This is a genomic window from Bacillus sp. V5-8f (assembly GCF_002863565.1).
In the GTDB taxonomy this organism is placed as follows: Bacteria; Bacillota; Bacilli; order Bacillales; family DSM-1321; genus Peribacillus.
The window spans coordinates 19,072-37,805 of the sequence record NZ_PGUW01000002.1; the positions used below are offsets into that span (position 1 = coordinate 19,072).

Here is an 18,734-nt window from a genome sequence, read left to right on the forward strand (position 1 = left end):
GGAGGTATAGAAATGACTGTAAAAACTAATAAGTATGCAGAATGGAACAAATTAATGGTAGGCGGAAAATGGAGAGAAGGTTCCAGTGTAAAGTATTGCACGGTTACTAACCCGTTTAATGATGAGGTTATAACAGAATTAAAGTATGCGAGTAAAGAAGATATCCACGAAGCCTACCAGGCGGCTGAAGAGGCCCAAAAAAGCTGGTCTAATTCAAATCCTTATGAAAGGATTGCCATCCTGGAAAAAGCGGCTCAGATTGTACAAGACAGAAAAGAAGAGTTAATCCAGCTTCTTGTGGAAGAAACTGGAAGCTCTCAATTAAAAGCGGCTGTTGAAGTGGATTGTGTTGTTGGCGACTTAAAGTTAGCCTCGACATTTCCAATGATGATGGGTGCAGATATTCGTCCGTCCGGGATACCGGGAAAAGAGAACAGGATTTATCGAGAGCCTGTCGGAGTTGTCGGGGCTATCACCCCGTGGAATTGGCCTTTTCATTTGACGATGCGTGTTGTGGCGCCAGCCATTGCAACTGGTAATGCCATTGTTATAAAGCCCGATTTCCAAACCCCTATTTCAGGTGGATTAATCATTGCTAAAATCTTTGAAGAAGCGGGACTTCCTAATGGATTAATTCATGTTACAGTTGCCGATCTGGAGGAAATTGGCGATTATTTCGTGGAACATCCTGTGCCAAGCGTGATTTCATTTACTGGTTCAACGGCTGCAGGGCGACATGTTGGCTCTTTGGCAGTAAAACATGTAAAAAAACCGGCACTGGAACTTGGAGGAAACAATGCATTTATCGTTCTGGATGACGCCGATTTAGATCAGGCAGTTTCAGCTGCAACCTTTGGAAAATATATGCATTCAGGCCAAATTTGTATAGCAATCAACCGGATAATCATCGATCGAAAATTATACGAGCCTTTCGTTCAAAAATTCCTGGAGAAGACGGCTCAGGTTAAAGTAGGTGACCCACGGAATAGCGATACAATTATTGGTCCTATGATTAATAGAAAGCAGGTAGAACGTGCGCTAAGCATTATTGAGAAAAGTAAGGAAGAGGGAGCCAGGGTTGTAAAGAAAGGAAATGTGAACGGAAATCTTATGGAGCCATTCGTTTTGGTGGATGTCAAGAATGATATGACCATTGCCCAAAATGAAATCTTCGCACCCGTTGCCTGTGTGATTCCAGTAGATGGTGAGGAAGAAGCTATAAGGGTAGCAAATGATTCTCCATTTGGTTTAAGTGGTGCTGTTTTTTCCGGTTCGATTGAGCGGGGAATTCAAGTCGCCAAACAAATTAAGACTGGAATGATCCATGTCAATGATCAAACAGTTAACGTGGAAACGAATATCCCATTTGGTGGTGAAAAAGCATCAGGGCTCGGCCGTTACTGTGGTGAATGGGCATTTGAAGAATTTACAACTGTTAAATGGATATCCGTTCAAACACAACCGAGACAATACCCATTCTCATAACTTTTATTTGGAGGGAACATTAGTATGTTTCCTCTTTTTATTTATGAAATAGGTAGGCAGAAAAAAAGTATGTACGAAATGAATCCAGCCTTACGCAAATAATCTTGCGAACTTTAATGAATCCACACCGCATATTGATTGGGTTCAAAGAACATGATTAACACCGGAGGATTTATGCCATGTATAGGGAAATCAGTTATCTCATTACTTAAAACAAAGAGATTCCCCTCAACATATTGCTTAAAAGGATATGTCATTTTCATCCAATAAGGATGCAAGTAGGAAAGATTATCACGTAGCTTTATACAGTAGATTTAAAATATAAACATTTAATTCTTCTAAAAAAGGAGAGCGGAAAATGGTAATCAATGAAATTTTCACAGGACAAATTGCAAGGATTCAACGAACCTTTACAGAAAAAGATGTCAGCCTATGTAATGAATTAACAAGAGATTTTAGTTCAGTTTATCAGCCAGATGAAGATGTATGGAAGGCTTTTTATAAAAAACCGCTTGTACCTGGTTTATTAACAGAAGGATTAATTACACAGGTGATTAGCGAAAAGCTGCCTGGTAGTGCTTGTATATTGGTGCAAAAGGAATTGGTTTTTTATCATCCAGTTCATGTTGGTGATGAAATCACAGCGGAACTGGAGGTGATTGATATTAATTTATCGAGGAACTGGGTAACCCAGAAAGTGACTTGTTACAATCAGGCAGGGAATGAAGTAGTTAAAGGACAAGTCGTGATTTTGATTTTTACAAATCAATGTTGATGGGTGATGTAAATGGAGAATGTTAAAAGTGTGCAAAAACAATTGGAAGATTGGGGTTACATTGTAGTTAAAGAAAATGGAACGATAAAGGAAGCTAGTGCTGATTTTTGCCGTCACTTTGATGTAAAGTCGTCTGAGTTGACTGGTACCTCCATCGTACAAATCATCCAGGGCATTTCTCCCATAAACTTATCCAAGGATTATGAATCAAAACCAGTCATGTCCGGGCTGATTAATGGCTTTTCCTGCTTAATTCGAGTATCTCGACAATCTAGCCTTCTATTATTTCGAGTGATTTTAAGACAAGATGAAGTCGATCGTCAAGATATGATGTCCTTTATAAATACATTGAGCCCTCTAAGAGTAAAGAAAAAGTCCCAGAATACATCACGTTACAGCTTTGAAGAAATTATTGGCGAAAGCCAGGTAATCCATCATATAAAGGAATTGGCTGCGAGAATCGCTACGAGCAACTCAACAGTTCTTCTAACGGGTGATAGCGGTACAGGGAAAGAACTGTTTGCTCAGGCCATACACGGGCTAAGCAGCAGAAAAAACCACCCATTTATTGCGGTTAATTGTGCTGCAATACCTGACGAGTTATTTGAATCAGAGCTTTTTGGATATGAATCAGGCGCATTCAGCGGGGCAAAAAGGGAAGGAAAGCCAGGTAAAATCGAATTAGCACAGAATGGGACTCTTTTTTTGGATGAAATTTCTGAACTCCCCTATCAAGCACAGGGAAAGCTATTGCGTGTGATTCAGGAAAGGGAGGTAGAACGGCTCGGGGGAACAGGGAGCAAAGTAGTTGATATCCGAATAATTGCTGCGACAAACCGCGACTTGAAAATTCTTGTGCAAGAAGGAAGGTTCCGCCAGGATTTGTTTTACCGTTTATTTGTATTTGAACTGAAAATTCCTTCCTTAAGACAACGCAGGGATGACATCCTGCCACTTGCTTATTATTTCATTGATCATTTCAATGATGTTTTTCAAAAAAATGTAGAACAGATAGATCCAGGACTGAAAACATGGATTTATAATCAAGATTGGCCAGGGAATGTCCGCGAATTAAAATCATTTATTGAACGAGGGATGAATATGGTAGAAGGCCATTCCCTTTCATTGGAAAGTATGTATTTAAATACAACATACGTAGAAGCAGATATTCAAGCCATAAAACAAGAAAGTACCTTTTCCAGTTTAGAGGAGGAAGTATGTAAGGCGTAAATTGCTGCGATTCAGAGGGCTTTAAGGGAATCAAATGGCAACCGTACACTCGCTGCCAGAAAACTTGGTATCCATTTAGCAAGCCTCTACCGGAAAATTGCTAAGTATAAGCTAACCTAAGGTTAGGGCTAGTTCAAATTAATAAATTTGTATAGAAATAATATATGCCTAATGATAATGTGACAGTGCGGCTGCCAAAAAAGGCAGCCTTGATTGAAATGGCCCTCAATAAAAAACAGTCAGAAATCTGACTGTTAATAGACCTCTTTTTATAAATTGTCTATGTCTTTCCAGTTCAATGGTTCGACGTTATTTAAGTCCGCGTTTAGCGTTAAATCGTTTCCTGATGACTCCATTTGAATGTTTGATAAAGTACCAGATATTCTATCGAAAAGGGAATGACCTTCCAGAGCTCGGCTTACCTCAGCTTGGTTTTTTACCACTACTGCATCCGCATTTGTACTATATCCATCAATTGATTCACTAAGATCTTTACGTTTCAAGAAAAATTGTCCAGTTTCAGGGTGATAGAATCCATTTACTTTGATATCATCTGTGAATGTAACCGTGGTAGTTGTTTCTCCTTTTTCAACAGATGCAACAGTCAAAGACCCAAGTTGTTCACCTTGTTCTAGCTGATTTAAAACGTCACGATTGTTGTACATATAATCATTTTGATTGTCGATATGTTTATATTCGTGCCAAGGCTGGTGGTAGGAATAATAATTCCCTTCTTCCTGATATGATTCCACCTGCGCTCCTGCATAAGCAGGAACTGATGAGCCGATGAAAGTTGCCATAGCTATTCCTGCCACAATTTTTTTAAGCTTATATGTCTTCATAATTAATCACTCCTTCTTTTATTAAATTTACGTTTATTGTCTTACTACCCGTTGATGATTTCTGAAAACGGATTTTACACACTTGGTAATAAATTGAATAGCTTTTTCGCACTGATGCTTTGCAAATTTGCGAAAGAAATATCATTTTTGCGAAAAAAAAAGGTTGTCACCCATATACATAGACAGTTTCCATTTGGCACACATCTTGCATTTTATCTATAACAAGGAGGGATCGCTACCGGTGTTAAATTTTTCTTTCGATGCAGAACAAGAATCTTTTCGAACTATGATAAAAGAATTCTCATTACATGAGCTTCTTCCACTTTATACAAAGTGGGACAGGGAGCAAAAGCATCCCAGACATTTATGGAAAAAGCTTGGAGAACTTGGTGTGAATGGACTACGGGTTCCCGAAGAGTATGGGGGGAGTGGTGCAGAATGTGTGACGGCTGGAATTGCAGCCGAAGAAATAGGCCGCGGAGATTTTAACTTGACGTATGCCGTGATGCTAAATGCGCTCGTATCTGAGATTCTTGCAAACCATGCTACTGAGGAATTGAAAAAAACATGGCTTCCTGGAATTGCTAGCGGGGATAAAATTATGGGGATCGCCATAACGGAACCCGCAGCTGGAACTGATGCAGCCGGAATCCGGTCGACCGCTGTACATAAGGGAAACCATTATATTTTAAACGGAGAAAAGTCAGGCATTAGTGCTGCTACAATAGCAGATGCATTTATCGTTTTTGCCAAAACCGACCGGGAAGCGGGAAGCCGTGGCATTAGTGCTTTTGTCGTTCCTTCCGACCTTCCCGGCGTGGAGTGTAAAGGTTACGACGACATGGGAAATGTTCCAATCGGCAGGGGCTCGATTTATCTAAATGGAGTGGAAATTCCAGAAGGCAATATCATCGGGCTTGAAAATAAAGGGTTTGCCCAGGTGATGAACGGCTTTGATCTTAGCCGGCTGCTAATTGGATTGCAGTGTGTCGGAGCTGCTTTTCAGAGTTTGGATGAGACTATAGCACATGTGAAATCAAGACATGCTTTCGGGCAGCCGCTTGCGAAATTCCAGGGTGTGTCATTCCCGATTGTTACCCATTATACCCAATTGGAACTAATCAAGTGGCAGGCCTATCGAGGACTGTGGCTTAGGGACCAGGGCAAGAAGCATACAAAAGAGGCCGCATCAGTGAAATGGCTGGGTCCTAAGCTGAGCCAGGAAGCGATCCATGAATGTATGCTGTTAAACGGCCATTACGCCTATACAAAAGAAATGCCGATTGAACAAAGGCTGCGTGATGTCATTGGTTTGGAAATTGGTGATGGCACAGCCCAGGCTAATCAAATTGTCATCGCAAAAGAAATTATTGGGAAAGATTTTCGTTCCTATTAAGTATGGAGGAGTTAATACATTTTAAGAGATATATATTTTTTTCATTAAGATAGGAGGAACTAAAGGATGGAATTGACAGATGTTCTTTATAAAAAGGAAAACGGAATGGCAATTATTACGATTAACCGTCCAGAAGTTTATAATGCTTTTCGGGCACAGACAGTAAGAGATTTAATATCGTGTTTCCGTGATGCGTGGGATGATAATAGAATTGGCGTTGTAATCCTCACAGGAACTGGTGAAAAGGCTTTTTGTACAGGCGGAGATCAAAAGGAAAAAGGGGATAGTGGGTATGGTTCCAGCGGTGGATTAGGAAATGGCATCGGGTTAGAAGTGGAAGCGCTTCATCATGTTATTCGTGCTATTCCGAAGCCCGTTATAGCAGCGGTGAACGGATATGCGATTGGGGGCGGACATGTTCTTCATGTGATCTGTGATTTGACCATTGCATCTGAAAATGCCATCTTTGGACAAACCGGACCAAAAGTGGGGAGCTATGATGCCGGATTTGGGTCTGCCTATCTTTCCAGAATTGTAGGGGAAAAGAAAGCTAGGGAAATCTGGTATTTATGTGAAAAATACTCAGCACAAGAAGCGAAAGAGATGGGTCTTGTCAATAAAATCGTTCCGCAGGAGGAATTGATGGATACAGCAAAAGAGTGGGCGGAAAAAATCCTTGAGAAGAGTCCTACTGCCATTCGCATGCTGAAATATTCTTTTAATGCCGATTCGGCAAACATTGAAGGAATTTCTCAGCTTTCTATGGGAAGCCTGGCAATGTTTTATAAGACGGAGGAATCGGCAGAAGGAAGAAACGCTTTTATTGAAAAACGGCCGGTCGACTTCAAGAAATTCAGGGCATAAATGGCTGTACCCATTTTAAGGAGGTAGAAGCTGGTGAATTTCGAAACGATCTTGACAGAAGAGTATATCAAAAAGTACGAGAACGAGTGGCCAAACAAAACGATTCTGGACTATTTACGCGCAGCAATCAAAAATTATCCGGACAAAACGGCCATCATTGATAAAAAGAGCCGGTATACGTATAGCGAGCTTGGCAAGCTGGTAGACAGAGTGGCCTTGGGTCTTCTTGAATTAGGCTTAAAAAAGGGAGATGTTATTTCATTTCAGCTCCCTAACTGGAATGAATTCGTGATCTTGCATTTTGCTGCAACAAGAATAGGAGCTATCAGCAATCCGTTGATTCCAATCTATCGGGACAGGGAGATTGGCTTCATGGTCAGCATGGCTGAATCTAAGATGATTGTCATCCCTGATGAATTCCGTGGATTCAATTACCCCGAAATGGTAAGCAGGCTCTTGCCGGAATGGCCGGCGATGGAACATGTTTTTGTAGTTGGAAAAGAAGTGCCCGCTGGAATGAAATCTTTTTCTACACTCCTTGAAGAACCATGGGAAGAAAAAAGAGATCCGTCAATTCTTGACGGGATTACCCATGAGCCAAATGAACTGACAGAAATCATTTTCACTTCCGGAACGACCGGTGAACCAAAAGGTGTCATGCATACTCATAATACAGTTACCATTTCTTCAACCTATTGGATTGACCACTTAAAGTTAACGCCTAACGATACCATTTTTATGGCATCCACATTTGCCCATCAAACAGGATTCCTGTACGGGGTTCGATTGCCGGTGATTTACGGGGGGACGGCTGTATATCAGGATATTTGGAATGCAAATGAGTTTATTGAACTGGTCGAGAAAGAGAATATTACGCTTACAGCCGGGGCTACACCATTTCTGCAGGATACAATTCAAGTGGAGGGCATTGAAGAGTTTGATTTAAGCTCACTGCGCATCTTTATTGCTGTAGGTGCCCCGATTCCGCGTACCCTCGTAAAGCAGGCAGCATTAAAATTGCCAAGTACCATTCTTTCCGGTTGGGGTCAAACGGAAAATGGAATGGTTACATTTACAAAGATGGATGATACAGAAGAAAAACTTACAAGTACAGATGGGGCACCATTCCCGGGAATGGAACTTAAAGTGGTGGATGCGCTCGGCAACACACTTCCTCCAAACGAGGAAGGGAGTTTGCTATGCAAAGGCCCTGCTTTGTTTGTGGGTTATTTAAAAAGGATGGAGATGACAAAGTCTGAGTTTGATGATGGCTGGTTTATTACCGGGGACCGGGCAATCATGGACGAAGATGGATATATCAGAATTACCGGACGCAATAAAGATATTATCATTCGCGGCGGAGAAAATATCCCTGTCGCTTATGTCGAAAACGTATTGTATGAACATCCGGATGTTTCAACAGTCCAGATCGTTGCCATGCCGGATACCCGCCTACAAGAAAAGGCCTGTGCCTTCATTAGTATGAAACCTGGCAAGGACCCGCTAACAATGCAGACAATGTCAGTCTTTTTGGAAGAAAAAGGTATGGCAAAACAATATTGGCCGGAGCATATTGAAATAATCGATGAATTCCCAAGGACACCAAGCGGCAAAATCAAGAAGTACCGTCTGCGGGCAATCATAAACGAGATAATGTCCGATAAAGTTTAAATAGAATATGGAGGGGTTCGTGATGGATCAACGTATAGCTTTTGTAACTGGAGCAGGAAGCGGCATAGGCAGGGAGATTGCTAGAACACTTGCTTCCCGATTGATGAAAGTCGTTGTGGCGGATATCAATATTGAAAATGCGAATGAAACAGTTTCTTCCATTAAAGAGGAAGGCTACGAAGCCAAATCGGTATTTTGTGATGTGACGGATTTGGAAAGTGTCAAATCAGCTGTGGAAGAATCATTGAATGCTTATAAAAAAATAGATGTATTAATTAATAATGCCGGCTGGGATAAGGTAGAGCCCTTTCTTAAAAGTGAGCCGGACACATGGAAGAAAATCGTGGATATTAATCTGCTCGGTCATATTCACACGTGTAAAAAAATTTTACCGATCATGATAGAGAATGGCTATGGAAAAATCGTGAATATTGCCTCTGATGCAGGCAGGGTCGGTTCTAGCGGCGAGGCAGTATATTCCGCTGCCAAGGGTGGAGTTATTGCGCTTACCAAAACGCTGGCAAGAGAGATGGCCAGGTATAAGCTTAATATCAATTGTGTCGCGCCAGGTCCCAGCGATACACCGTTATTTAAAGAAATTGGCTCATATAATGAGGGACTTGCAGGAGCCCTGGAAAAAGCAATCCCATTCCGCCGATTGGCCCAACCGAAAGACATTGCCGGCGCGGTTGCATATTTTGTGTCAGATGAGGCGGAATATGTAACAGGCCAGACCCTCTCTGTAAGCGGCGGTTTGACTATGGTGTAAGTAACAAGCAGGCCAGTACGGATAGCTGTACTGGCTATTCTTATTGAAAAGATTAGGAGGCGAAAAAATGAAGCTAAACTTAGAAGGAACCAACATACTCATAACCGGGGCCGCGAAAAGAGTTGGCCGGGGATTAGCACTAGCTGCAGCCAGCGAAGGTGCAAACATTGCCCTTCATTATAACAACTCCGAGCAAGCTGCAATTGAAACAGCAAAGCAAATTCAAGGTTATGGTGTGAAAGTGGCATTAGTGAAAGGCGACCTGGTGTCAATCGAAGATGTTCAAATGATGAAAAAAACGATTGAGACAGAGCTGGGAAGTATCGATCATGTGGTCAATAATGCAGGTTGGGCCCAATATAAACCGTTCTTTAACTATCAGCCGGGGGAATGGAAGCGGGAGGTAGAAGTATGTCTTTACGGAGTGATTCATTTAGCGCATACCTTTGTTCCGGACATGTTTGAAAAGAATCGTGGGAAATTTATCAATATTGTTGGAGATTCCGCACGTACTGGTGATCGGAATTTAATCATTTCGGGTGCAGCGAGAAGTGGATCGATCAGTTTTTTAAAATCATTATCCCAGGACGTTGGCAGGAAGAACATACAGTGCAACACCGTCTCTCTGGGCCTCATTGATCAAGGTCAAAATTATGATGCCATAACAATGGGAAGATTAGTGAAGCAATACCCGTTAAAGCGGCTTGGAAAGGTAGATGATGTAACTGGAATTATTCTTTTTTTATTGTCTTCCTGGTCTGATTGGATAACGGGGCAAGTAATCTCAGTCAATGGCGGGCATAGTATGCTAGGATAATAAAATTGTAGGAAAAGTTACTTGTTTCGTAAGTTGTTAATTGAGGTTTATAAAACTAGATTACGGACCAATTGTCTTGTAGTGCATGACGGCTGAAACCTTTATTAACAAAATATTAACAAAAACATCCAGTTCCCTTAAACGGAATGTATTAATATCTATAAGGGAAAGGGGCTGATTAATAATCACACTCAATAGGTTGGATTTACTTATTAGTCTAAAAAATTCTTTTGAGCAACAGTTAGCGTTTATTCAAAACAGCGAGAATAAGTACAGGAACAAGATAGCTGAACTTAGAGAACAATTTTATGTCGTGAAAAATAGTAATGTGGCTGATAAGGAAAAACATTTAGATTTTCTCAATAGTTGCATTACATACCAAGAATCCCAATTACAGTACTTTATGTCCCAAACACCTGAACAAGTAAAAAATTTAAACCAGCACCTTTACCTGGTAACTAAGTCGATCGTTTCTATCCTTGCTTACAGACATTTAAGTGTGGGTTGAACTAAACAATAATAAATAGAAATTCTCCTGAGTAGGAATCGCCTACTCTTTTTTTGTGCCTTCTCTTCAAGTACAATTGACACTCTTTATTAGAATTCAACCTTTTCTTACATCAAGCTGGCAAATTTGCCATATATTTAATCATGTGGTTTATTTTATCAACTGAAGTGGGTATTGAGAAGGAGAAACACTGCGTAAAGCTTTTGCGGAAATCTCAATTTCATTTCAAAATCCTCACTTTTGTCGTAAAACTAGAACTTTAGTTGAAATCAATTAAGTTTCAATAACCACAATTGGTTTGAAATGGATATGTAAATACCAGCTTGCCCTAATTTTTTATGTGAGGTGAAGGAATGTCATCAACACAAGTGATTTATCCTTATGAACACGTCATTAATTGGCCAAAGGTGGAACAATTAATTAAATCGGAATTGAACCTCAACCATGTTACAGATCAAATGGAAGTCAAGCCATTTTCGGCAGGTTATTCAAATTTGACATTTGCCATATCTATTGGCGATTGGAAGGGCGTGTTAAGACGGCCCCCTATTGGAGAAATTCCAGCTAAGGCTCATGATATGGAAAGGGAGTATTCCGTTTTAAAGAGAATGAATGCGGTATTTCCCCTGGCACCTCAGCCCTACATATTATCAAAGGACACAGACATAATGGAAAGGCCTTTTTATGTAATGGAGAATAAGGCTGGCGTTGTATTGGATGATAAGCTCCCTAAACAATTTTCTCCATCAACTTCATCCGGAAAAAGCATTTCCTATGCAGTGGTTGATACTTTATCACTACTTCATCAAGTCGATTGCAGCGATAACGGATTGAAGGATTTCGGAAGGCCTGAAGGTTATTTAAAACGCCAGGTGGAAGGTTGGATATCCCGTTACCAACGTTCTAAAACAGATGATATACCCGTAACCAAAGAAATAGAATCGTTTTTAACTAAAAATCTGCCTCCTCAAAATCCTGTTATCTCTGTAGTTCACAACGACTTTAAGCTTAATAATCTGATGTTTGACACGCAGGACCCAGGAAAAATAACTGGAGTATTCGATTGGGAGTTGTCAACCATTGGGGACCCATTAACAGATTTGGGCTCTTCACTTGCTTATTGGAAGGGGGCGCATGAACCCTTTACAGGTGTAAATTCTATTACCCATTTACCAGGTTTCATATCACGTAGGGAATTTATTGAGCGTTATTGTCAAAATACAGGCTGTGATGTTACTTCTATTGATTATTATCTGACTTTCGCATTTTATAAGGTAGCCGCCATCCTACAGCAGATTTATTTTCGCTGGAAAAAGGGTGAGCTTACAGATGAGAGATTTAAAGAACTAGGTATGGGAGTCGAAAACCTAATGACATTATCCTACCAGGCTATGCAAAAGGAAATCATATAACTTGATTTAGTACTTCAGTCGCTATTCCATCTTTTGAAAACGTATGCAATAATTAGGGAGGGACATCATGGAGTTTGAAAGAAGAGAATTGTTCGGAAGGGCAGGTATCAAAAGTTTATGCAGACCGGCCGAAAACGATGGGAGTTGTTTTCGAAAACGGTGACACGATGTCGGGGCAATAAGGCACGCATTGCGATGATATCATTAAAGCATACCAACAACTTGCCAAGAAGCCTCTACCCTTGCTGCAGGACTACAAAATTCTTGTATAATATTGACAATGGATGAAACGGATTATATATTATGGGGCATTTCTAAACCTGCAGTTATCTTTTGCCAAAACAGCTATAATCCACCTTCAATGACATAGCAAAAAACACATCAAGATATTTTACCTCGAGACTAATATCTTCTACATTATGGATTTATCAAAACAACAACTGTTATTCACGATTTATTAACTCACAGGCCACTTCTTAAAAACGAACCGGTTAACGAAGAGGACCCTGCTTATATTTTTACATTTTTAGTACAACTTGATGACCAAGTGGTGCGGAATTAAGCAATATTGGGGTAATTCATATTTTACAAAATTACCAGACCACTTTTCTGACCGATGCTTTTATAAAAACACTAATTGCGTTCCGTTGTTTTATGTTACTGGGCTGATGGGCAGCTGCTCGATAACATTTACACCGGGGGGACATCCGTCGACATAAGCGGGTAACAAAACGAGGACTATATTAAGAATCCCCTGCAGCACCAATGATTTTCTCTTCATTGCTTCAGCTATTTTCATCCTGATGTTTACAGGCCTATTATTTTATGAGCATCACTTATGATTTTGTAAAAAATCGCCTATGGCTGCGCTCCCATTTTATCAGCATACCTGGAATGTGATAAGGGGTTCATTTCCAGAAGTAAGCTTACATAATGCGAATGGTGCAAAGGAAACCTCACCAACAGTCACCTTAATGCCTTTAAGCTCTTTAATATCTAAAGCTATAGTTCATTGGAAATGGCCACACATTCCTTCCAATCAGTTATCCCTAGGGAACAAAAGTTATTGTTTTAGCTACATAGCAAATTATACTTCTGGAAAATTTTGAAATGTTTTAAAGGCTTCCCCGGAATGCATTTGGAATCTTCTAAAATTCTTTAAGGAAATAGGGAGTGGTAATAATGTTGCTTGAATTATCAGAAAAAACTAAAGAATTAAAAAGTAAGCTAGAAGTGTTCATGGTTGAATATGTTTACCCAAATGAACAGCTCTTTGAAGAACAGTTAAATAGAGCGGAGAGCCGCTGGCAGATTCCTCCTATTATCGAGGAATTAAAAGAAAAAGCAAAAGAGCAAGGGCTTTGGAATCTCTTTGCTCATGACACAAATTATGGCCCGGGCCTTACAAACTATGAATATGCCCATCTATGCGAAATTATGGGCAGATCCCTCCTTGCCCCTGAACTGTTTAACTGTAATGCGCCGGATACAGGAAATATGGAAGTATTAATGAAATACGGAACCGAGGAGCAGAAGGAGCGGTGGCTTAAGCCTTTATTAAATGGTGAGATCAGGTCATGTTTTTCCATGACCGAACCAAATGTTGCTTCCTCGGATGCCACCAATATCCAGGGAAGCATTATCCGCGAGGGAAATGAATATGTGATCAATGCCCGCAAATGGTGGAGTACGGGCGCCATTGATCCTAGATGCGAAATTGCGATTGTAATGGGTAAAACGGATCCCAAGGGCCCGAGGCATGAACAGCAATCCATGGTCCTCGTTCCATTAAATACGCCAGGTGTGGAAATTAAGAGGCATTTGCCTGTTTTTGGGTATGACCATGCACCGCACGGACACGGGGAAATACATTATAACAATGTACGTGTTCCGGTATCGAATCTAATATACGCAGAGGGCAAAGGCTTTGAAATTGCCCAGTCCAGGTTAGGCCCTGGAAGGATTCATCACTGCATGCGCGCTATCGGGGCTGCTGAACGGGCTTTGGAGCTTCTCTGTAACCGTGCCGGTGATAGGGTGGCATTTGGATCAGCACTTGCTGACAAGGGAGTGATTAAAGAAATCATTGCTGAGTCCAGGATTGAAATTGAACAGGCAAGACTGTTGACGCTTCATGCTGCACACAAAATGGATCAGGAAGGCGCAAAGGCTGCCAGAAAAGAAATAGCGATGATCAAAATTGTTGCCCCAAGGGTATCGATCAGTGTTATTGACCGCGCAATTCAGGTATTTGGTGCTGCAGGCGTTTCGGAGGATTTCCCACTTGCTGCACATTGGGCAAACGCACGTACATTAAGGCTCGTTGATGGGCCCGATCAGGTCCATCTTCGTGATATCGGGCGCCTGGAATTAAAAAACTATCAGAAGTGATTTCTTCTCTTAGTATTCTATAAAAAATAATAGGCAATATAGGAGGATAAAATGGAAGAAGTATATTTAATAGAAGGAGCACGGACTCCATTTGGAAGCTTTGGAGGATCGCTTAAATCTGTAACAGATATAGAAATGGGAGTCACTGCAAGTAAGGAAGCAATTAAAAGGAGCAAGATCGATGCCAGTGACATTGAACACGCATTTTTTGGAAATGTGATTCATACAACAAAAGCGGCATCGTATATTGCGAGACATATTTCACTTAAAGCAGGATTGCCGCAAGAATCGCCCGCATTAACCTTAAATCGGCTGTGCGGCTCTGGGCTCCAGGCTGTCGTTTCTGCCGCACAAACCATTCGTCTGGGAGAAGCACAGACGGCCTTGGCCGGCGGAACGGAAAACATGAGCCAGTCTCCACATGTGCTGCGAAATACGCGATTTGGGACAGGTTTAAAATCTCCCCAAATGGATGACATGCTTTGGGCGACGTTATCCGATGAATATATTGGTTGCGGGATGGGAATTACTGCGGAAAATCTTGCAGATCGGTATGATATTTCGAGGGCCAAGCAAGATGAGTTTGCTTACCGCTCACAACAAAAAGCTGCAGCCGCCCGGGAGTCAGGAAGATTCGAAAAGGAAATCATCCCCGTAACGCTCAATGCCGGGAAGAAAAACGAACTTACGATTACAGAAGATGAACACATAAGGCCTGATACAAATGTCGAGAAGCTTTCCGGTTTAAAACCAGCTTTTAAAGCGGAAGGAACGGTTACTGCTGGCAATGCCAGCGGGATCAATGACGGCGCTGCTGCGGTTGTGTTAGCCTCTGAACAGTACCTAAGCAAAAATCCGAATATTACACCACTTGCCAAAATTAAATCATGGGGGATCGCGGGTGTGGATCCAAATGTAATGGGCATCGGCCCGGTACCGGCAAGCAAGATGGCCCTTTCACGCGCAGGCCTTTCATGGGATGATATTGATTTGATTGAACTAAACGAAGCTTTTGCAGCCCAGTCCTTGGCTGTTATACAAGAATTAAATCTTAATCCTGAAAAGGTAAATGTAAATGGCGGGGCCATCGCCCTAGGCCATCCTGTAGGCGCAAGCGGAACCAGGGTTATATATTCTTTAGCGCTGGAATTAAGAGAGCGTCAGGCCAATTACGGCTTAGCCACATTATGTATTGGGGGCGGACAAGGGATATCGGTGATACTAGAAAAGGCATAAAAAAACATGGTTATACACTCGTTCAATTCGGTGAACGAGTGTTTTTACTGCAAATATTATCAGTAGATCTGCAATTGCATGAAGTTTTTGCATATTTTAATTGTTTGATTGGACAGGCAGATTAAATTATAAGTAAATGAATCTTTTCCTATGAAAGTGATAAGAATCTTTATGCTAAACTGTCTTTGTTAAGCACCAATATATTTTTTAAAGGAGGAAAGTTCAATGTTTCAATTGAAAGAAAAGGTTGTAGTAATAACTGGAGCAAGCAGTGGGATTGGAGAAGCAATTGCTTTGGAAGCGGCTAAGCAAGAGGCCAAAGTGGTCATAGCAGCCCGCCGTATTGAAAAGCTTCAAGACTTGGCGTCCGTTATTGAACAGGAAACAGGCCAAAAAGCACTAGTAGTTGAAACTGATGTTACGGTTAAATCATCTGTTGAAAATCTTATTGAAAAGAGTAAGGCTGAATTTGGTAAAGTAGATGTACTCATTAACAATGCAGGAGTAATGTTATTATCTTTCTTAAAAAATGATCAAGTAGATCAGTGGGAAAGAATGGTAGATGTTAATATTAAAGGCGTTCTGTTCGGCATTCATGCTGTATTACCATCAATGGTGGCACAAGGCCATGGTCAAATTATTAATGTTTCTTCTGTGGCAGGTCATGAGGTCTTTCCTTCCAGTACTGTATATAGTGCTACAAAATATGCAGTGCGTGCTCTTTCAATAGGAATGGAAAAAGAATTAGCAAAAGCAGGGATTCGCGTAACGAATATTTCACCAGGAGCTGTAAGCACAGAACTAGCTCACCATATTACTGATCCAGACGTCCTGAACATGTTCCAGAATAGAGCAGAAGGAATGCAAACCCTTGAGGCAAAGGATATTGCAGAGGCTGTTGTATATGCTATGACTCAACCAGACCATGTAAATGTAAATGAAGTAATAGTAAGACCGATGCAGACAAAGAATCAAAAGTAATGAAATAACATCAGTCAGTGATTGCTTCGCAAGGGGACAAATTTAAGACAATTTCGAATCAGACAAAAACTGATAAAGCTAGATTACACAATAAAGGGAGCTGTAATCGTCAAAAGATTACAGCTCCTAGTTACTGAGCTTTCAGAAATCACAATAATCGCTTCTTATTAAGTTGAAGACTATACGAATAGAGCCAATGAGTCAGCAGCTGTCACTTGTTTTTTCCTCAGGTTACAAAATCCTCATTTTACTCTTCAGGAATAACTAAGCACAAACGTAAGCTAATAAGGGCTTTCTAGGAAAAGATAAGCTTGCAAAGATTCCTTAAAAATCAATGACTAGTCAAAAACTGGAGCACTCTATCATTTGACTCCTCGACCGCTTCAGTGAAAAAAATGTGACCCGCACCAGAAATGGTATGAAATTCTGCCCCTTTTATACGTTCAGCCAGCATTTTGCCATTATCATACGGAACCAGCTCATCTGCGTTACCATGGATGACCAATGTCGGGACCTTTATTTTATCAAGTTCTTCAGATGTATTATGGGCGCCGCAAGCTTGAAGCTGGGATAAATAGGCATGTGGCGGAGTTACGATTTGGATACGCTGTTCTATATCTTCTTGAATCATGTCGCGGTGCCTGTCAATAAACGATTGGCTATATACAATCGGTGCTGCAGCCCAGGCATTTTCTTCTGGAGTTCCTGTTAGGGCGGCACGTGCCACCATTGTTGCCATAATTTGCGGAGATGGCTGGACGTGAGTTGGCCCACCGGCAGTGGTACACCCCAGTACAAGGGAGCGCACTCGATCCGGATGATTAATGGCCAGCCTTTGCGCTATCATCCCGCCCATAGAGATGCCATAAACGTGGGCTTTATCAATAGATGCAGCGTCTAATACCGCCTTGGCATCATCGGCCATCATTTCAATGGAGTAGGTCTTCTCTGGTTTACTGCTCTTACCTACACCACGATTGTCAAAAACAATTACCTGAAAGTGCTTAGATAAGGCTGGAAGGGTTCGGTGCCATGATAAAGAGTTGTAGCCAAGTCCCATAATCATCAATAAAGGATCGCCTTCTCCGTGAACTTCATAGTAAAGGCTTACATCGTCATGGTTTGCAAAAGGCATAAAGAAACCTCTCTTCTCAAATGGATTTATATGTCAATGATAAGGTAAAAACCAAATATTTGCAAAATTTACAATATATAAATTTTCATTGTTTATCCTGTTTTTTCCCCTATACGGTTTATGTGCAAGAAATGCCGTAATGCCTGATTGAATTTTTCAGTTACCTCCAATTTTGCTATGTGCCCTGAATTTTTGAAGATCACTAAATTGGAGTCTGGAATCTCTTTGTGCATAAAAATCTGTACCCAAACCGGAATGATCGAGTCATATAGACAGCCAATAACCAGAGTCGGTACCTTTATTCGGGCCAATAAATCACGATTATCCACAGAAAGGCATGCCTCCAAAGATTGGACGTATCCAATTTTTTTGGGTTTGTAATATTTATAAAACTCTTCCCCATCCCGTTGCCAGGAGTAAAGACATGTTTTCGCTGCCAGTACTTTTTGTTGTGTTGGTGAAAATAGTTGTGTTCGTGCCTTTCGAATGTGGTAAATCACTTTTCCAAAATGAAGGGGGGCATAATGGAATGTGCTCACCAGAACCAACGATAGACATCTTTCCGGGGCTTGCCGGTATATTTCCTGTGCAACAATGCCGCCCATTGACATCCCACATATGTTAGCGCTTTCAATATTGAGTTCATCAAGCAGGGAAACAATATCCTTGGCGAAATTCTGGATCGTAATACCTTCCTGAGTATCATTTTCGCCATGTCCCCGCAAATCGGGAATCAAAAGGTGATATTGATCAGCTAACTCAAATTGTCTAGACCAACCCTCCTTGATTTCACCAAGCCCATGAATAAATACCAATGTTTCACCACTGTTGCCAACACGTAAATACGGCATACCGTTTTGACTTATATCTATTATTTTCACAGTAGAATCCCCCTTAAGATGTCTTTTCCATATATGGCCTGAGTGTAAAATCCATTTATTGTTCCATATATATTCAGGCTAAAATGGAAAAAAACCTATAAATGTAAATTACATATATTAAAAAACTGAAAAGCGTTTAGAAAATTTTTCCTTATAAAAATATTGTTGAAAAAAGAGGAAAAATGAAATAGGAAGGGAAATGTATATCTGGAAAATGATAAAAAAACGAATCAGTCAAAAAAACTGATTCATAAAGTAATCAGGACTATTTTTCTAATAGAAGCCATGATTAAATTTCTACTCTCTCAAAAAATTCACTAAACTGTTAGGGGTGTATTTTC

At 40.9% G+C, this 18,734-nt stretch carries 16 protein-coding genes; 13 read left to right on the forward strand and 3 right to left on the reverse strand.

The window, feature by feature from the left end:
* The first annotated feature begins 12 nt into the window (after nucleotides 1–12).
* The 4 genes from CUU64_RS01875 to CUU64_RS01890 all read left to right on the forward strand — a co-directional run bounded on the left by CUU64_RS01875 (nucleotide 13) and on the right by CUU64_RS01890 (nucleotide 3,610).
* Nucleotides 13–1,485, forward strand: a complete 1,473-nt coding sequence (locus CUU64_RS01875; RefSeq protein ID WP_101631591.1) for an aldehyde dehydrogenase family protein — start codon at nucleotides 13–15, stop codon at nucleotides 1,483–1,485.
* A gap of 358 nt (nucleotides 1,486–1,843) precedes the next feature.
* The gene (locus CUU64_RS01880) at nucleotides 1,844–2,260 is read left to right on the forward strand and encodes a hotdog family protein (RefSeq protein WP_101631592.1); all 417 of its coding nucleotides are present in this window, start codon (nucleotides 1,844–1,846) and stop codon (nucleotides 2,258–2,260) included.
* 12 nt (nucleotides 2,261–2,272) lie between these two features.
* Entirely contained in the window at nucleotides 2,273–3,490 is a 1,218-nt protein-coding gene (locus CUU64_RS01885; protein ID WP_101631593.1) for a sigma-54 interaction domain-containing protein, read from the forward strand.
* Between the two features lie 9 nt (nucleotides 3,491–3,499).
* Nucleotides 3,500–3,610, forward strand: coding sequence for a helix-turn-helix domain-containing protein (locus CUU64_RS01890; protein WP_257985403.1), 111 nt, complete (start codon nucleotides 3,500–3,502; stop codon nucleotides 3,608–3,610).
* A gap of 149 nt (nucleotides 3,611–3,759) precedes the next feature.
* On the opposite strand, the gene CUU64_RS01895 is transcribed toward CUU64_RS01890, so the two are convergent.
* A complete protein-coding gene (locus tag CUU64_RS01895) occupies nucleotides 3,760–4,332 on the reverse strand; it encodes a hypothetical protein (protein ID WP_101631594.1) in 573 nt (190 codons plus the stop codon).
* A 241-nt stretch (nucleotides 4,333–4,573) separates the two neighbouring features.
* On the opposite strand from CUU64_RS01895, the gene CUU64_RS01900 reads away from it, so the two are divergent.
* The 9 genes from CUU64_RS01900 (at nucleotide 4,574) to CUU64_RS01945 (ending at nucleotide 16,377) form a co-directional block, all read left to right on the forward strand.
* Complete coding sequence (locus CUU64_RS01900) at nucleotides 4,574–5,728, forward strand: acyl-CoA dehydrogenase family protein (RefSeq protein WP_101631595.1); 1,155 nt, start codon at nucleotides 4,574–4,576, stop codon at nucleotides 5,726–5,728.
* Nucleotides 5,729–5,794: 66 nt separating this feature from the next.
* Nucleotides 5,795–6,592 (forward strand): 1,4-dihydroxy-2-naphthoyl-CoA synthase, encoded by a 798-nt coding sequence (gene menB / locus CUU64_RS01905; protein WP_101631596.1) that lies wholly within the window; start codon nucleotides 5,795–5,797, stop codon nucleotides 6,590–6,592.
* Nucleotides 6,593–6,625: 33 nt separating this feature from the next.
* A complete protein-coding gene (locus CUU64_RS01910; RefSeq protein WP_101631597.1) occupies nucleotides 6,626–8,263 on the forward strand; it encodes an AMP-binding protein in 1,638 nt (545 codons plus the stop codon).
* Nucleotides 8,264–8,285: 22 nt separating this feature from the next.
* Nucleotides 8,286–9,032, forward strand: a complete 747-nt coding sequence (locus CUU64_RS01915) for an SDR family NAD(P)-dependent oxidoreductase (RefSeq protein ID WP_180954428.1) — start codon at nucleotides 8,286–8,288, stop codon at nucleotides 9,030–9,032.
* 67 nt (nucleotides 9,033–9,099) lie between these two features.
* Nucleotides 9,100–9,849, forward strand: coding sequence for an SDR family NAD(P)-dependent oxidoreductase (locus CUU64_RS01920; RefSeq protein ID WP_101631599.1), 750 nt, complete (start codon nucleotides 9,100–9,102; stop codon nucleotides 9,847–9,849).
* Nucleotides 9,850–10,710: 861 nt separating this feature from the next.
* Nucleotides 10,711–11,769, forward strand: a complete 1,059-nt coding sequence (locus CUU64_RS01930) for a phosphotransferase family protein (RefSeq protein ID WP_101631601.1) — start codon at nucleotides 10,711–10,713, stop codon at nucleotides 11,767–11,769.
* A gap of 1,182 nt (nucleotides 11,770–12,951) precedes the next feature.
* Nucleotides 12,952–14,160: an acyl-CoA dehydrogenase family protein gene (locus CUU64_RS01935; RefSeq protein WP_101631602.1), complete on the forward strand. Its 1,209-nt coding sequence runs from the start codon at nucleotides 12,952–12,954 to the stop codon at nucleotides 14,158–14,160.
* A 51-nt stretch (nucleotides 14,161–14,211) separates the two neighbouring features.
* Nucleotides 14,212–15,396, forward strand: a complete 1,185-nt coding sequence (locus tag CUU64_RS01940) for a thiolase family protein (RefSeq protein ID WP_101631603.1) — start codon at nucleotides 14,212–14,214, stop codon at nucleotides 15,394–15,396.
* 225 nt (nucleotides 15,397–15,621) lie between these two features.
* On the forward strand, nucleotides 15,622–16,377 hold the full coding sequence (locus CUU64_RS01945) for an SDR family oxidoreductase (protein WP_101631604.1): 756 nt from the start codon (nucleotides 15,622–15,624) through the stop codon (nucleotides 16,375–16,377).
* A gap of 331 nt (nucleotides 16,378–16,708) precedes the next feature.
* Here the strand turns inward: CUU64_RS01945 and CUU64_RS01950 are convergent, their stop codons facing one another.
* Together CUU64_RS01950 and CUU64_RS01955 are read right to left on the reverse strand one after the other, a co-directional pair.
* Nucleotides 16,709–17,512, reverse strand: coding sequence for an alpha/beta fold hydrolase (locus CUU64_RS01950; protein WP_101631605.1), 804 nt, complete (start codon nucleotides 17,510–17,512; stop codon nucleotides 16,709–16,711).
* A gap of 92 nt (nucleotides 17,513–17,604) precedes the next feature.
* The gene (locus CUU64_RS01955) at nucleotides 17,605–18,393 is read right to left on the reverse strand and encodes an alpha/beta fold hydrolase (RefSeq protein ID WP_257985367.1); all 789 of its coding nucleotides are present in this window, start codon (nucleotides 18,391–18,393) and stop codon (nucleotides 17,605–17,607) included.
* Between the last annotated feature and the right edge of the window lie 341 nt (nucleotides 18,394–18,734).

Excerpts from the sequence above, each read along its gene's own strand:
- CUU64_RS01875 (WP_101631591.1), top strand. The coding sequence starts at position 13 with ATGACTGTAAAAACTAATAAGTATGCAGAATGGAACAAATTAATGGTA.
- CUU64_RS01880 (WP_101631592.1), top strand. The coding sequence starts at position 1,844 with ATGGTAATCAATGAAATTTTCACAGGACAAATTGCAAGGATTCAACGA.
- CUU64_RS01885 (WP_101631593.1), top strand. The coding sequence starts at position 2,273 with ATGGAGAATGTTAAAAGTGTGCAAAAACAATTGGAAGATTGGGGTTAC.
- CUU64_RS01895 (WP_101631594.1), bottom strand. The coding sequence starts at position 4,332 with ATGAAGACATATAAGCTTAAAAAAATTGTGGCAGGAATAGCTATGGCA.
- menB (WP_101631596.1), top strand. The coding sequence starts at position 5,795 with ATGGAATTGACAGATGTTCTTTATAAAAAGGAAAACGGAATGGCAATT.
- CUU64_RS01915 (WP_180954428.1), top strand. The coding sequence starts at position 8,286 with ATGGATCAACGTATAGCTTTTGTAACTGGAGCAGGAAGCGGCATAGGC.
- CUU64_RS01920 (WP_101631599.1), top strand. The coding sequence starts at position 9,100 with ATGAAGCTAAACTTAGAAGGAACCAACATACTCATAACCGGGGCCGCG.
- CUU64_RS01930 (WP_101631601.1), top strand. The coding sequence starts at position 10,711 with ATGTCATCAACACAAGTGATTTATCCTTATGAACACGTCATTAATTGG.
- CUU64_RS01935 (WP_101631602.1), top strand. The coding sequence starts at position 12,952 with ATGTTGCTTGAATTATCAGAAAAAACTAAAGAATTAAAAAGTAAGCTA.
- CUU64_RS01940 (WP_101631603.1), top strand. The coding sequence starts at position 14,212 with ATGGAAGAAGTATATTTAATAGAAGGAGCACGGACTCCATTTGGAAGC.
- CUU64_RS01945 (WP_101631604.1), top strand. The coding sequence starts at position 15,622 with ATGTTTCAATTGAAAGAAAAGGTTGTAGTAATAACTGGAGCAAGCAGT.
- CUU64_RS01950 (WP_101631605.1), bottom strand. The coding sequence starts at position 17,512 with ATGCCTTTTGCAAACCATGACGATGTAAGCCTTTACTATGAAGTTCAC.